This is a genomic window from Oscillospiraceae bacterium (assembly GCA_025758045.1).
Taxonomy (GTDB): domain Bacteria; phylum Bacillota; class Clostridia; order Oscillospirales; family Ruminococcaceae; genus Gemmiger.
In genome coordinates this window covers 1,994,461-2,007,468 of sequence record CP107208.1, presented here as the reverse complement: position 1 = coordinate 2,007,468, position 13,008 = coordinate 1,994,461, and the positions used below count along the sequence as shown (strand labels likewise).

General features: G+C 60.8%; 12 protein-coding genes. 2 read left to right on the top strand and 10 right to left on the bottom strand.

The window, feature by feature from the left end; genetic code table 11:
* Window positions 1–118: 118 nt before the first annotated feature.
* The 7 genes from OGM81_09360 to OGM81_09330 all read right to left on the bottom strand — a co-directional run bounded on the left by OGM81_09360 (window position 119) and on the right by OGM81_09330 (window position 6,349).
* Window positions 119–1,006 (bottom strand): SPFH/Band 7/PHB domain protein, encoded by an 888-nt coding sequence (locus OGM81_09360; GenBank protein ID UYJ42545.1) that lies wholly within the window; start codon window positions 1,004–1,006, stop codon window positions 119–121.
* Window positions 1,007–1,042: 36 nt separating this feature from the next.
* Entirely contained in the window at window positions 1,043–1,492 is a 450-nt protein-coding gene (locus OGM81_09355) for an NfeD family protein (GenBank protein ID UYJ42544.1), read from the bottom strand.
* Window positions 1,493–1,645: 153 nt separating this feature from the next.
* Complete coding sequence (locus OGM81_09350) at window positions 1,646–2,665, bottom strand: rod shape-determining protein (protein UYJ42543.1); 1,020 nt, start codon at window positions 2,663–2,665, stop codon at window positions 1,646–1,648.
* 89 nt (window positions 2,666–2,754) lie between these two features.
* Complete coding sequence (locus tag OGM81_09345) at window positions 2,755–3,309, bottom strand: Maf family protein (GenBank protein ID UYJ42542.1); 555 nt, start codon at window positions 3,307–3,309, stop codon at window positions 2,755–2,757.
* Between the two features lie 127 nt (window positions 3,310–3,436).
* Window positions 3,437–3,880, bottom strand: coding sequence for a dUTP diphosphatase (dut, locus tag OGM81_09340; protein UYJ42541.1), 444 nt, complete (start codon window positions 3,878–3,880; stop codon window positions 3,437–3,439).
* A 16-nt stretch (window positions 3,881–3,896) separates the two neighbouring features.
* Window positions 3,897–5,975, bottom strand: coding sequence for a U32 family peptidase (locus tag OGM81_09335; GenBank protein ID UYJ42540.1), 2,079 nt, complete (start codon window positions 5,973–5,975; stop codon window positions 3,897–3,899).
* Entirely contained in the window at window positions 5,972–6,349 is a 378-nt protein-coding gene (locus tag OGM81_09330; protein UYJ42539.1) for a cell division protein ZapA, read from the bottom strand. The genes OGM81_09335 and OGM81_09330 overlap by 4 nt, the downstream gene beginning before the upstream one ends.
* Window positions 6,350–6,636: 287 nt before the next feature.
* On the opposite strand from OGM81_09330, the gene OGM81_09325 reads away from it, so the two are divergent.
* The gene (locus OGM81_09325) at window positions 6,637–9,039 is read left to right on the top strand and encodes a glycogen/starch/alpha-glucan phosphorylase (protein ID UYJ42538.1); all 2,403 of its coding nucleotides are present in this window, start codon (window positions 6,637–6,639) and stop codon (window positions 9,037–9,039) included.
* A gap of 69 nt (window positions 9,040–9,108) precedes the next feature.
* Window positions 9,109–10,959 carry a glycoside hydrolase family 13 protein gene (locus OGM81_09320; GenBank protein UYJ42537.1) on the top strand — a complete coding sequence of 617 codons (1,851 nt, stop codon included), beginning with the start codon at window positions 9,109–9,111 and terminating at the stop codon, window positions 10,957–10,959.
* A 68-nt stretch (window positions 10,960–11,027) separates the two neighbouring features.
* Here the strand turns inward: OGM81_09320 and OGM81_09315 are convergent, their stop codons facing one another.
* From OGM81_09315 to OGM81_09305, 3 genes are read right to left on the bottom strand one after another with little or no spacing between them, the layout of a single operon-like run.
* Window positions 11,028–11,480, bottom strand: coding sequence for a threonine/serine exporter family protein (locus OGM81_09315; protein ID UYJ42536.1), 453 nt, complete (start codon window positions 11,478–11,480; stop codon window positions 11,028–11,030).
* Complete coding sequence (locus tag OGM81_09310) at window positions 11,477–12,253, bottom strand: threonine/serine exporter family protein (GenBank protein ID UYJ42535.1); 777 nt, start codon at window positions 12,251–12,253, stop codon at window positions 11,477–11,479. Before OGM81_09310 ends, OGM81_09315 begins: the two co-directional genes overlap by 4 nt.
* Window positions 12,243–13,007, bottom strand: coding sequence for an acylneuraminate cytidylyltransferase family protein (locus tag OGM81_09305; GenBank protein ID UYJ42534.1), 765 nt, complete (start codon window positions 13,005–13,007; stop codon window positions 12,243–12,245). The genes OGM81_09310 and OGM81_09305 overlap by 11 nt, the downstream gene beginning before the upstream one ends.
* Between the last annotated feature and the right edge of the window lies 1 nt (window position 13,008).

The following is a 13,008-nucleotide window of genomic DNA, read 5'->3' as shown; positions in this document are numbered from 1 at the left end:
TAGGCAAAGAAACTTTAAAACATTAAAATCACAAAGAGGGTACACGATTTTTTCGTGTACCCTCTTTGATTAAAAGTTCTTTTGGTTCCTTTTCCTTCAAGAAAAGGGAGAAGCCCCGTTATTTGTCCGCAGCAGCCTCTTTGATAGCGGCCACGGTGGCCGCGAGGTTCTGCATATCGCTGGGGACGATGAGCTTGGTAGCTTTTCCGTCAGCGACCTTCTCCATAGCTTCCATGCTGCGCAGGGCCAGGAAGTTGTGGTTGGGGTTAGCTTCATTGATCATGCGGATGGCGTCGGCCTGGGCTTTCTGCACAGTCAGCAGGGCCTCGGCTTCACCTTCAGCCTCACGGATACGCTGCTGCTTGACAGCCTCGGCACGCAGGATGGCGGATTCCTTTTCGCCCTCGGCGCGGGTAATCGCAGCCTGCTTTTCGCCCTCGGCCAGCAGGATGGAGGCGCGCTTCTCACGGTCGGCCTTCATCTGCTTCTCCATGGCCTGGCGGATCTCCACGGGCGGCTCAATATTCTTCAGCTCCACGCGGTTGACCTTGATGCCCCAGCGGTCGGTGGCTTCGTCCAGGCTGGCGGTGATCTTGGTGTTGATGGCGTCGCGGCTGGTCAGGGTCTCGTCCAGCGTCATGGAGCCGATGATGTCACGCAGGGTCGTGGCAGACAGGTTCTCGATGGCCTGGATGGGACGGTTGACGCCGTAGGCGTACATCTTGGCATCGAACACCTGGAAGAAGACGACGGTGTCGATCATCATGGTAACGTTATCGCGGGTGATAACGGGCTGCGGGGGGAAGTCTGCGGCTTCCTCTTTCAGCGAAACTTTGCGGGAGATGCGCTCGACGAAGGGCGTGCGGATGTGCAGGCCCGCACCCCAGGTGTCTTTGTAGACACCGAGCCACTCGGTTACGTAGGCGTTGGATTGGGGCACGATGACGATGCAGCGCACCAGCACCACCAGAATGATGATAAGAAGAATGGCAAGGATCCAGATCATGGCAGGGTTCCCCTTTCTTTTTGGTTTTTCTTTTGTTTATTTTACGGACGTTGCTTCTGTCACCGGGGTGACCAGCAGAACGGCGCCGTCCACATCGGCTACGCAGATACGCGCGCCCTGCGGGATGGCAACTTCGGCACGGGCCTGCCAATCCAGACCATCGACGCGGACACGGCCCGGCATGCCCGGCTCAATGGCCACCAGCACGATGCCCTGTTTGCCGATGGTCAGCGGCGAGCCGTTGGTGACCGGCGGCTTATGCTCTTTCCGGCGGCGGGTCAGCGTAGGCACCATAATGGCCAGTGCAACCGCCGATACCACCGCGAACACCGCCGCCTGGATGCCCAGCGAAGATGTAAAGAAGCTGGCAAACATAGCCGCCGCAGCACCGATGGCGAACCACACCGACACCAGCGCGGTGGTGGCTGTTTCCACGGCGATAAACGCCACGATGGCCACCAGCCAAAGGATCGTATCAAACCACATACAGGCTGCCTCCTTTCCGGCAGAATCATTTGTGAACACTTTAACATAGTAAAGCGCTGCTGTCAAGTCTTGGGACGAAAAAAGACGAAGCAGAAACAAAAAAGGCTCCCTCTCAGAGGGGGCCTTTTGCACGCACCTCTACAACGGGGCGCGTTATAAATAGCTCATTTCCTCGCGGCGTTTGCCAGCCAGGTCGGGATTGTCGAGGACGGCCCCGGCACCAAGGGCTACGCAGTCCAGCGGGGCTTCGGCGATGTGCACATCGATGCCGGTCTCGTTCTGGATGAGGGTATCCAGCCCGCGCAGCAGCGCGCCACCGCCCGAAAGCATAATGCCGCGGTCGATGATGTCGCTGGAAAGTTCCGGCGGGGTGCACTCCAGCGTATCCTTGATGGCGTCCACGATGCGCAGCAGGCTTTCGCTCATGGCCTCACGCACTTCCTCAGACCGGATGAGGATATCCTTGGGCAGGCCATCCACCAGGTTGCGGCCCTTGATCTCCATGCTGGTCTCGGGGTCCTGGGGGCAGGCAGAGCCGATCTCGATCTTGATCTGCTCGGCGGTGCGCTCGCCCACCAGCAGGTTGTACTTGCGCTTGATGAAGGCGATGATGCTCTGGTCCAGCGTGTCGCCCGCACAGCGGACGCTGCGGCTGGACACGATGCCCGACAGGCTGATGACAGCCACCTCGGCCGTGCCGCCGCCGATGTCCACGATCATGCTGCCGATGGCATCGGTGGTGGGCAGGCCCGCACCGATAGCGGCAGCCATAGGCTCCTCGATCACCGTGACTTGGCGTGCGCCCGCCTTGGCTGCAGCCTGGCGCACAGCGCGGCGCTCGACCTCGGTAACGCCGGAGGGCACGCAGATGACCACCCGCGGGTGGGCCAGAATACTGTTGCCGCAGGCCTGGCGGATGAAACTTTGCAGCATGGCGGCGGTAATATCAAAGTCCGCGATGACGCCGTCCTTTAACGGTCGGACTGCCACGATGGACCCCGGTGCGCGGCCGATGACGGCCTTTGCCTCGTGCCCGACGCTGCGGACCCGCAATTCATCACTGCGCGGGTCCACGGCCACCACGCTGGGTTCCCGCATGATGATGCCGCGGCCTTTCATATACACCAGCGTGTTGGCGGTACCCAGATCAATGCCGATATCCTTGGTAAACATAGCCTGTATTCTCCTGAAAAATGCAGTCAGAGTGTCTTTGAATTTGCCCATGCAGCTCCCACTTTCTTTGGCGGGGCTGTTGGCAAATGTTACGCAAATTCGCGCAAAAGCTGTGCCGCGCGGTGGACCGGCAGCCCCATAATGTTGTAATAGCACCCCTCGATGCCCGCGCACCAGAGGGCAGCATGCCCCTGGATGGCATAGGCCCCGGCCTTGTCATACGGCTCCGGCGTGCGGACGTAGGCGCGCAGGTCGTCCTCGACGATGGGCGAGAAATGCACCAGCGTCGTCTCCACGGTAGCGGCCGCGCGGCCGCCCTTGCAGATGCAGACGCCGGTGTGTACCTTGTGGGTGCGGCCGGAGAGTGCCCGCAGCATGCGCAGGGCGTCGGCTTCATCCTGGGGTTTCCCGAACACCTCACCGCCGCAGTCCACCACGGTATCAAAGCCGAGGACGGTATCCGCCGGGTGCAGTTTGGCCACAGCGCGGGCCTTGGCCGAAGCCAGGCTCTGCGCCAGGTGAGCCGGGGTATCGGCGGCGATCTTACCCTCGTCCACATCGCTGGTGATGACGGTATAGTCCGGTGTGATGAGTGCCATCAGTTCGCGGCGGCGCGGGCTGCCGGATGCCAGGATCAATGCCATAGCAGGGTGTCCTTTCGTGTTTGATTATAGCCGGGGCGGGGTGTCGAAGTCTGTTCGTTCCGCCCGAGGCTGGAAAATTTTGGAAGTTTCGTTTTTGTTGGTGTCTGCGGGTTATGTTCCGCCGGGTTTACTTGCCGGTGGAACCAAAGCCACCGGTGCCGCGGTCAGTATCGGAGAGTTCCTCGGCCGCCGCAAACCCGGCCTGCCAGACGGGGGCGATGCACAGCTGGGCCACGCGCTCGCCGGGCTGGATGGTGTAGGCGGTGTCCGACAGGTTGACCATCGGCACACGGAGTTCGCCGCGGTAGTCACTGTCGATGACGCCGACGCCGTTGGCCATGCACAGGCCGTGCTTGATGGACAGGCCGCTGCGGGCGTACACCAGCGCCACGCAGGAGGCATCGGGCAGCTCAATGGCAAGGCCCGTGGGCACCAGCGTGCGCTGCATGGGGGCCAGGGTCAGCGGCTCATCCAGCACAGCGCACAGGTCAGCCGCCGCCGCGCCGGGGGTAGCGTAGGCGGGCACCTGGGCGCGGGGGTCTAGCTTTTTATATTTTACGGTAGGATTCATGGTCGTCTCCTAAACATCAGTTATTGGTATAGTATAGTCCACGGGTGAACTCGCTGTCAAAGGGTTGGGCGGCAAAAAGCTCTGCCAAAATCTGGGCCGTGCGCTGCGGGGTCTCGGTGGTAAAGGCGGCAACGGCCGTATCCACCGGCATCTCCCGCAGGCGGTCGCCCATGTAGAGCGGCACCGGGTTGTATACTGTGCGGATGCCCGCCCCGCCGGGGGCCGAGCAGGTCACGGTAAAGTCACGGCCCTTGCGGTCCCGCAGGGTGCCGCCGCCGCGGCAGGAAGCGCAGTCATGCACATTGCGCAGCGGGCAGGCGCGGGTCAGCATCAGCGGAAGGTGGCCGTAGCAGAGGGCCGCAGTAGGTACACCGGGGGCCACCGCCTGCATGGCGGTCAGGGCCGTTTCCGGCTGCAGAAGCATGCCTTGCAGGCCCAGGGACGTATAGCGGGCGGCGCTCATCGGGTTGGTGATGTTCAGGCCCAGGCCGCCATAGAGGGTCCAGCCGTCGGTATAGCGCAGCTGGGCGGGGTTGTTGACCACCGCCCCGGCAAAACCGGCGTCTTTCAACGCGGCCAGACAGGCGGCGGTCTTTGCCTCCAGCTTGCCAAACATGACGCGGGGCAGTTCCAGCAGGGTCTTGCCGCGCCATTCGGCAGGGATGCTGTCGGCTTCAGCGATGGGGAATACCAGCCACTGCAGCTTTTCTACAGAGTCCGCCGGGCACTGGGCCGTGCGGGCAAAGCGGGCCGCCAACTCCGGGATGTGACCTACGCTGTGGGCTGGATAGACGGGCATCTCAAAGGGATGGATAGCGTGGGGCTGTACAACACTGCGCTTTTCCAGCAGCTTGTCCAGCGCCTCGCGGCGCATCTCGTTCCAGGCAGAGCCGGGCAGGAAGCCCAGGCTCCCCTCCCCTGCGTCCACCGTGATACCGGCGGCCGCAAAGGGGGTGCCACCGGTCTTGTTCAGCGCACGCTCAATTCCGGGCAGCGGGTCCTTCTGGGCGGGCTGCGGCTCGTCAGCGCTGTAAACGTTGACCCTGTTGCCCGCATCATCGGCGGCGGTCAGCTTGATGCCGCCATCCTCGACGCCTCCGCTGACGGTGTACTGTACCGGCACCCGCTGCAGTTCTCGGCGGAACAGCTCGCGGGCTTTGGGCGTGGCGGCGCGGGTGGCCGCAGCGTCAGCCTCGGTGCGGACGCCGAACATCCTACCGTCGTTATGGTTGGTCAGGTAGCCGTCGGTGAAGCCGGACCGGGAGAAGATGTCCCGCACCAGCTTTTCATCATAGGGCTGGCCCTCCCGCACGGCACGGCAGGCGGCCACCGCGGCGGCAGCGTATTCGGGCGTGCGCAGACGGCCCTCGATCTTGGCGCTGACCACACCGGCGTCCATCAGTTCCCGGATGTGGGGAATATAATCCATATCTTTCAGGCTCAGGTGGCAGGCTTTGCCGGGCTGGCCGGGGCGCAGGCCCGCGCTGGCATCAAAGGGCAGGCGGCAGGGGCCTGCGCAGGCGCCGCGGTTGCCGCTGCGTCCGCCTAAAAAGGCGCTCATCATGCACTGGCCGGATACGCTCATGCAAAGGGCGCCGTGGACAAACACCTCTACCTCAATAGGGCTGGCGGCGCAGACAGCGCGGATCTCTTCCAGCGAGAGCTCGCGGGCCAAGATCACGCGGTCGTAGCCCAAGGCGGCCAGTTCCCGCGCACCCTCGGGCGTGTGGATGCTCATCTGGGTAGAGCCATGCAGGTGCAGCGTGGGGGCGATGGTCTTTACCATCCGGGCCGCAGCCAGGTCATCCGAAATGACGGCATCGGCCCCGGCTTCGGCCACGGCGCGCACGGCATCGGCCAGACCGGGCAGTTCGCGGTCATAGACCAGCGTATTCAGGGTAACGTGTACCTTTACGCCGCGGGCGTGGCAGAAACTGACAGCCTCTTTCAGCTCGTCCGGGGTAAAGTTGCCCGCAGTGCGGCGGGCGTTGAATCCCGTAAGGCCCAGATAAACAGCATCAGCGCCGCTGAAAACAGCGGCGCCAAGCATTTCACGGTTACCTGCCGGGGCTAAGATCTCCAGCTTGTTGCTCATGCATCCTCCAGGGGGGTCTGGGCGCGGCGCAGGCGGCGCTCCAGTTCATCAATGCGGCGCTTCAGCGAGGCATTCTCGCGGCGGGTCTCCTCGGCTGCCATCTTGGCGCTGGCGGCATCCTCGAGGTAATCCTTGATCTGACGGCGCATGTTGTCAGCGCTGCCGCTGGCCTTTTCCAGCTCATCACGGTAGTTCAGCGCCGTCATCACAGCGGCGGTAGTGATCGAAACCGAGTTTGAGGAAGCCATCAGTTCATTCATATCCAGGTTCAGGCGGTCGGCAAGGTTCTGCATGTAGTCCTCGCTCTCGCTTGTATTGACAACGTAGCTGGACCCGCAGATGTTCAGCCGCACTTTTGAAGTGGCCATGCCCATGATTTGTACTCCTTCCCAAATTGTGTCTAAATTCAGCCCTGCTCCAACCGCGGCTGAAATTTTATGCTAGCTTTATTATAATACAAAACCGGGCGCAGCAAAAGGGCTTTTTTCATAAAAGTCTAAAAAAAGCCGCCAAGCAGGCAATTTTGACTTGCGTAATTTATACTTTTTAGCTATAATCAATAAAGTGGTGTGTTAAAGCAACCGCAAAGTACGCCGTATCCCTGAAACATACGGCGGAAAATGATGGAAAGAACGCCTGAAGAAAGTTAGGAGAGAACGATTTGAAATACACAAAGCGTGAGTTTGAGAAGCTCCTGAAAGATAAGTTGACCAGCGAGTGCAATGTCACCCTGGATACTGCTTCCGCCGACCAGATCTATCGCTGCCTGGCTTCTGTCACCCGCCAGATCATGTCTGACCGCCAGAAGCAGTTCCAGTCCAAAGTGCTGGGCCAGGGCAAAAAGCAGGTCTACTACCTCTGCATGGAATTCCTGATGGGCCGCAGCCTGCGTTCCAGCCTGTTCAACCTGGGGCTGAACGAAGTGGCCGAGAGCGTGCTGGCGGATGCCGACATCAAGATCGATACCATTTACGATCAGGAACCCGATGCCGGCCTGGGCAACGGCGGTCTGGGCCGCTTGGCCGCCTGCTATCTGGACGGCATGGCTACTGACTGCATCCCCGGCACCGGCTACTCCATCCTGTATGAGTACGGCATTTTCAAGCAGAAGATCGTGGACGGCTGGCAGCAGGAAACTGCCGACAACTGGCTGCCCGGCGGTCAGGTCTGGATCAAGAGCCATCCCGACCAGGCCCAGGAGATCCGTTTTGACGGCCAGGCTATCGAGACCTGGGAGGGCGGCTTCCACCACGTCAAGTACGAGAATTATAACTCTGTCATCGCCGTGCCCAACGATATGTATGTGGCCGGTTACGGCAGCAACGGCGTTTCCAAACTGCGTCTGTGGCAGGCTAAGGCCCCCAGCTTTGATATGAGCAGCTTCAACGCCGGCAACTACAACACCGCCATCAGCCAGTCTGCTTCTGCCGAGCTGATCTCCAAGATCCTGTACCCCAACGATAACCACACCGAGGGTAAGATCCTGCGTCTGCGCCAGCAGTACTTCTTCTCTGCCGCGTCCATCGCCGACATCCTGCAGAACCACCTGAATCAGTACGGCACGCTGGACAACCTGCCTGACAAGGTCTCCATCCAGCTGAACGATACCCATCCCACCGTGGCCATCCCCGAAATGATGCGCATCCTGCTGGATGAGTGCAGCTATGAGTGGGATGCCGCCTTCGACATCTGCCGCAAGGTCTTCGCTTACACCAACCACACTGTCATGAGTGAGGCTCTCGAGAAGTGGAACGCCGACATCTTCCGCTCCACCCTGCCCCGTATCTGGCAGATCGTCTGCGAAATGGACCGCCGCTGCCGCGCCGAGCTGGCCCAGGCATTCCCCGGTGACCAGGGCAAGATCGACTACATGGCCATCATCGGCGACAACCAGGTGCGCACCGCCAACATCTGCGCTTACACCTGCCACGCTATCAACGGCGTTTCCAAGCTGCACAGTGAGATCATCAAGGACAGCGTTTTCCACGATTACTACCTGTTCAAGCCCAACGCCTTCAAAAACGTTACCAACGGCATCGCTTACCGCCGCTGGCTGCTCTGCTCCAACCCCGGCCTGACCCACCTGCTGGAAGAGACCATCGGCGACGGCTTCAAGACCGATGCCTCTGAGCTGAAGAAGCTGGAGAAATTTGTGGATGACAAGAGCGTGCAGGAGGCTGCCGCCAAGGTCAAACGCGAGAACAAGGTCATCTTCGCCAACTACCTGCAGAAGTCTACCGGCCAGGTCATCGACCCCGATTCTATCTTTGACTGCCAGGTCAAGCGTATGCACGAGTACAAGCGCCAGCACCTGAACGCCCTGAACATTGCGGCCGAGTACCTGTACCTGAAGAACAACCCGAACGCCGAGTTCACCCCCAAGACCTACATCTTCGGTGCCAAGGCTGCCCCCGGCTACTACATGGCCAAGCAGATGATCCGCATGATCTGCAAGCTGGGCAAGCTGATCGACGAAGATCCCGCTGTGCGCGGCAAGCTGCGCATCGTCTATCTGGAGGACTACTGCGTCAGCCTGTCTGAGCGCCTGATGCCCGCCTCCGAAGTTTCCGAGCAGATCTCTCTGGCTGGCACCGAGGCTTCCGGTACCGGCAACATGAAGTTCATGCTGAACGGTGCCATCACCCTGGGCACCCTGGACGGCGCCAATGTGGAGATCGCCGATGCCGCTGGCCACGAGAACGAGATCATCTTTGGTATGCTGACCCCCGAGGTCAACGCACTGAAGGGCATGGGCTACCATCCCGGCGCCTTTATCAACGGCGACAACACCGCGATGGCCGTGCTGGACTTCCTGGAGAAGGGCTGGAACGGCGAAAACTTCAGCGAGGTCACCAGCAACCTGCGCAATGCTGACCCGTACATGGTCATGGCGGACTTCAAGGATTACCGCCGTGCCCAGCACGACCTGCAGCAGCTGTACCGCGACAAGCAGAAGTGGAATCACATGAGCCTGAAGAACATTGCCAACGCCGGTATCTTCAGCGCCGACCGTTCCATCATGGATTATGCGCGCGACATCTGGGGTGCTGCTCCCGTCAAATAATCATATCTTTTGATTTTTGCCGTGCCCCGTGAGGGGTACGGTTTTTTATTATCCAAAGCGAGGACAACTATGTCTCACACCTATTACAACAGCCTGGATACCGCCTGCAAAACGCCTTTTGGCGCGGTGCCTGCCGGGCAAGAGGTCACTTTTCGCCTGACGGTCCCGGAATCCCTGGGCTATGTGGACCCCCACCTGGTGCTGACCAAGGACCGCGAGGCTCCCGTGCATTACCGCATGGAGTTCGCGGGCCAGACACCCCAGCAGAACCACTTTACCTTTACCATCGCCCCCACCACGCCGGGTCTGTACTTTTACCACTTTGACCTGTACACCGATTTCCGCCGCATCTACCGCGATGCCGGCGGCGAGGGCGTGCTGAGCTGGACCGATGGCACCGACTGGCAGCTGACCGTTTACGAGCCGGATTTCAAGACACCGGACTGGATCAAGAACGGCACGATGTACCAGATCTTCCCCGACCGCTTTTGCGAGGGCAAGCCCGGCAAGCCGATGCCTTTTGCCGACCGCATCTACCGCGAGGACAAGACCGGCGAGCCCTACTTTTGGCCCACCGAGCAGCAGGAAGGCTACCTGAACATGGACTATTACGGCGGCGACTTTGCGGGCATCCAGCAAAAGCTGCCGTACCTGTGCGATTTAGGCGTCAGCTGCATTTACCTGAACCCCATCTTTGAGGCCCACGCCAACCACCGCTACAACACCGCCAACTACCTGAAAGCCGACCCGCTGCTTGGCACGAACGAGGAGTTTGCCGCCCTGTGCGCTGCCGCTGCCAAAGAAGGCATCCGCATCATTCTGGACGGTGTGTTCAGCCACACGGGGTCGGACTCGGTCTACTTCAACCGGGAGGGCCGCTATGGCCCGGGCGGTGCTTATCGCGATCGCAATTCACCCTATCGCAGCTGGTACGACTTCGACTCCGGCTATCCCAGCGGCTACCGCTGCTGGTGGGGCTTTGAGACGCTGCCCGAGGTGCAGGAGGACTCGCCCTCCTACATCGATTTTGTCTGCGGCAAGGGCGGCGTCATCGATACCTGGCTGGGGCTGGGGGCTTCGGGCTTCCGGCTGGATGTGGCCGACGAACTGCCCGACGCCTTTATTGAGCGCATCCGCCAGGCCGTCAAGGCCCACGGTGAGGACAAGCTGCTGATTGGTGAAGTGTGGGAGGATGCCACCACAAAGGAGGCATTCGGCCGGCGGCGCACCTACCTGCGCGGCAAGGGGCTGGACGCCGTGATGAACTACCCCTTCCGCAATGCGGCGCTAAGCTATGTCACCGGCGGCGACGTGCACGCGGTGGCCGAGCAGATTTTGAGCATCTGCGAGAACTACCCTGCCCCGGCGCTGAACTGCGCGATGAATTTCCTATCCACCCACGATACCGAGCGCGCCATCACCGCCATTGCGGGTGAACCCGCCAACGGCCGTGACCGCTACTGGCAGAGCGGACGGTGCATCCCTGCCCAGAAAATGGACGATGCCATGCGCAAACTGCTGCTGGGCTACGCCATGATCTTTACACTGCCCGGTGTGCCCTGCATCTACTACGGCGACGAGATCGCCATGCAGGGCTACTGCGACCCGTTCAACCGTGCGTTCTTTGATTGGAACAGCACCGAGCAGCGGCTGCGCGGCCCGCTGAAAACGCTGGCCCACCTGCGCAAAGACTGCGACGCCTTCGACGGCGGGCGGCTGGAGATCGTGCGGGCGGACACCGATGTGCTGCACTACCGCCGCATCGGCAAGACCCAGACCGCCGAGATCATCCTGAACCGCGGCCCTCACCTGATCGCCGAGCTGGCCTTTGGCAAGTACGCCGAGGTGAACCCCGGCGGCTTTACCGTGCTGGTGGAGGAAAACCACCCCGAACATGTGGGGTATTTCTCCATTTACTGATTTTTAACGATTTATAAGCAAAAAACATCCGCTTACCGCGTGACAAAACGCACGATAAGCGGATGCTTTTATTTTTTATGTTCGCGGCCGGGCAGCGGCAAACTGCACACCAGCGCAATGCCCAGGGCCAAAGCCAGGGCGATTTTTAAGGTTTCCACACCTTTGTTCAAAAACAGCGTGCGGTCATCCCGCAGGAAGTAATAGGCGGTGTAATAGATGCCCGCCCCCGGCACCAGCGGGAAGATGCCCGGCAGCAGAAATACCGTGACCGGGGCCTTGTGGTAGACCGAGAAGAACCGTGCGCAGAGCGTCAGCGGCAGCGTGGCGATGAGCACCGCAACGGGCGCGCTAACGCCCAGCAGGTCGTAGCAGAGGATGTAGGCCATCCAGCCCACCGCGCCGGTCAAGCCGCCCGCCAGATAGTGCCGCTTGGGCACGTGGAAGGTGATGCCAAAGCTGATGGTGGCCACCACCGCCACCACAAACTGTGTAAGGTAGTTGGTCCAGAGGGGCGTACTCATACGGCCACCCCCAATCCGTGCATGACCAGCCAGCCCAGTACCACGCCGCAGGCAATGCTGCCCGCAATCAGCACCGCATCCAGCAGGCGAATGGAACCAGAGAGGTAGTCGCCGTTCAGGATGTCGCGCACGCCCATGGTCAGAGCGACGCCGGGGGTCAGCACCATCAGCGCACCGATGATCGCCGCATTGGCACTGACGGCGGGCAGTGCCGCCTGCACCCCGACCGACCACACCGTGCAGGCAAAGGCCGCCACAATATCGGTAAAGATGCGGTTGATCTTATGCTGGCCGAACCACTGGCAGATCAAAATTTCCAGCAGGCCCGCCACGGTAGCTACGGCGGCGTCCAACGGTGTACCGCCAAAAAGGTAGGCGAATCCCGCCGCGCCGACGATGCAGGCCAGCCGCTCGCCCGCCGGCGAAGTGCGGGGCACAGACCGTGCCTGCTGCAGGCGGGCTTCGGCTTCCTCGACCCCCAGCCGACCGGCGGCCAGCTCACGGGAAAGCTCGTTGATGGCTTCGACCCGGCCCAGGTGGATGGACACTGACGGCACATGGCGGATGAGACTGACGTTGTGGGCGCTGCCCATGGATGCTGACGCGAAGATGCCGTTTGTCAGCACGTAGACATGAAAGTCCCGCACACCCAGGCTGTGGGCCATGATTTCCATCGTCTGCTGGACGCGAAAGACCTCGCCGCCGTTTTCCAGCAGGGTCTGCCCGGCGTCCATCACCAGGTCAGCCGCCCGTTCCAGCAGGTCATTCTCCACGGATATTCTCCCGTACAGCGTTAAATTCTGGGTAATGGGCGTACAGGTGCTTGGCGATGGCTTCCATCAGCAGGTAGTCATGCTCCGAGTCAATATCAATGATGCCGGTGTCCATCATAACGCTGACGCCGAACTTGGAGTGCCACAGGATGGGGTCCGGGTTGTCCACCAGAAAGGCGCGGCGGATGACGTAGATGGAGGCGTTGACATCGTAGACCTCAGGGGCCTGCTGGCGGCCGGTGAACTGGCTCTCGATGACCATCTCGGCGTGGTCGCCCACAATTTTGAACATGTTGAACCAGGGGTTGCGGCGGGCTTCGCAGACGCTGAAGATGATCTGCAGATCCTCGCGCTCCTGCGCTTTGGCAAAGGCGTTCTCGATGTCCTGCTCAGTGCGCAGGGGGCTGGTGATGTCCAGGTCGATCATAGCGTCGTAGGGCTTGCCGGTGCGGGCCTCCATACGGGCAAAGCTGTCCTTGTAGACCTCCACCTTGGGCACACGGTCGCCGCCCAGCTCAGCCCCGCGGGGCAGGTAGATGACCTCGGGGTATTCGGCAGCCACCAGCTTGGCCAGGTCCTCGCTGTCGGTGTTCAGGGCAATGTCCACTTCCAGTTCGGTGTGGTTTTTGATAAACAGTTCGGCGGCGCTCAAAGAGTAATAAACCAGCGGTTTACCGCAGAAATTTTTGAGATTTTTGTTTTTAAAGCCTTTGCTGCCTGCACGGCCGCAGATGGTGATAAGCAGACGTTTCATA

Bases quoted from the DNA above. Each gene is read 5' to 3' on its own strand.
- dut (UYJ42541.1), bottom strand. From the start codon at position 3,880: ATGAATCCTACCGTAAAATATAAAAAGCTAGACCCCCGCGCCCAGGTG.
- OGM81_09320 (UYJ42537.1), top strand. From the start codon at position 9,109: ATGTCTCACACCTATTACAACAGCCTGGATACCGCCTGCAAAACGCCT.
- OGM81_09305 (UYJ42534.1), bottom strand. From the start codon at position 13,007: ATGAAACGTCTGCTTATCACCATCTGCGGCCGTGCAGGCAGCAAAGGC.
- OGM81_09360 (UYJ42545.1), bottom strand. From the start codon at position 1,006: ATGATCTGGATCCTTGCCATTCTTCTTATCATCATTCTGGTGGTGCTG.
- OGM81_09315 (UYJ42536.1), bottom strand. From the start codon at position 11,480: ATGAGTACGCCCCTCTGGACCAACTACCTTACACAGTTTGTGGTGGCG.
- OGM81_09345 (UYJ42542.1), bottom strand. From the start codon at position 3,309: ATGGCATTGATCCTGGCATCCGGCAGCCCGCGCCGCCGCGAACTGATG.
- OGM81_09335 (UYJ42540.1), bottom strand. From the start codon at position 5,975: ATGAGCAACAAGCTGGAGATCTTAGCCCCGGCAGGTAACCGTGAAATG.
- OGM81_09330 (UYJ42539.1), bottom strand. From the start codon at position 6,349: ATGGGCATGGCCACTTCAAAAGTGCGGCTGAACATCTGCGGGTCCAGC.
- OGM81_09350 (UYJ42543.1), bottom strand. From the start codon at position 2,665: ATGTTTACCAAGGATATCGGCATTGATCTGGGTACCGCCAACACGCTG.
- OGM81_09355 (UYJ42544.1), bottom strand. From the start codon at position 1,492: ATGTGGTTTGATACGATCCTTTGGCTGGTGGCCATCGTGGCGTTTATC.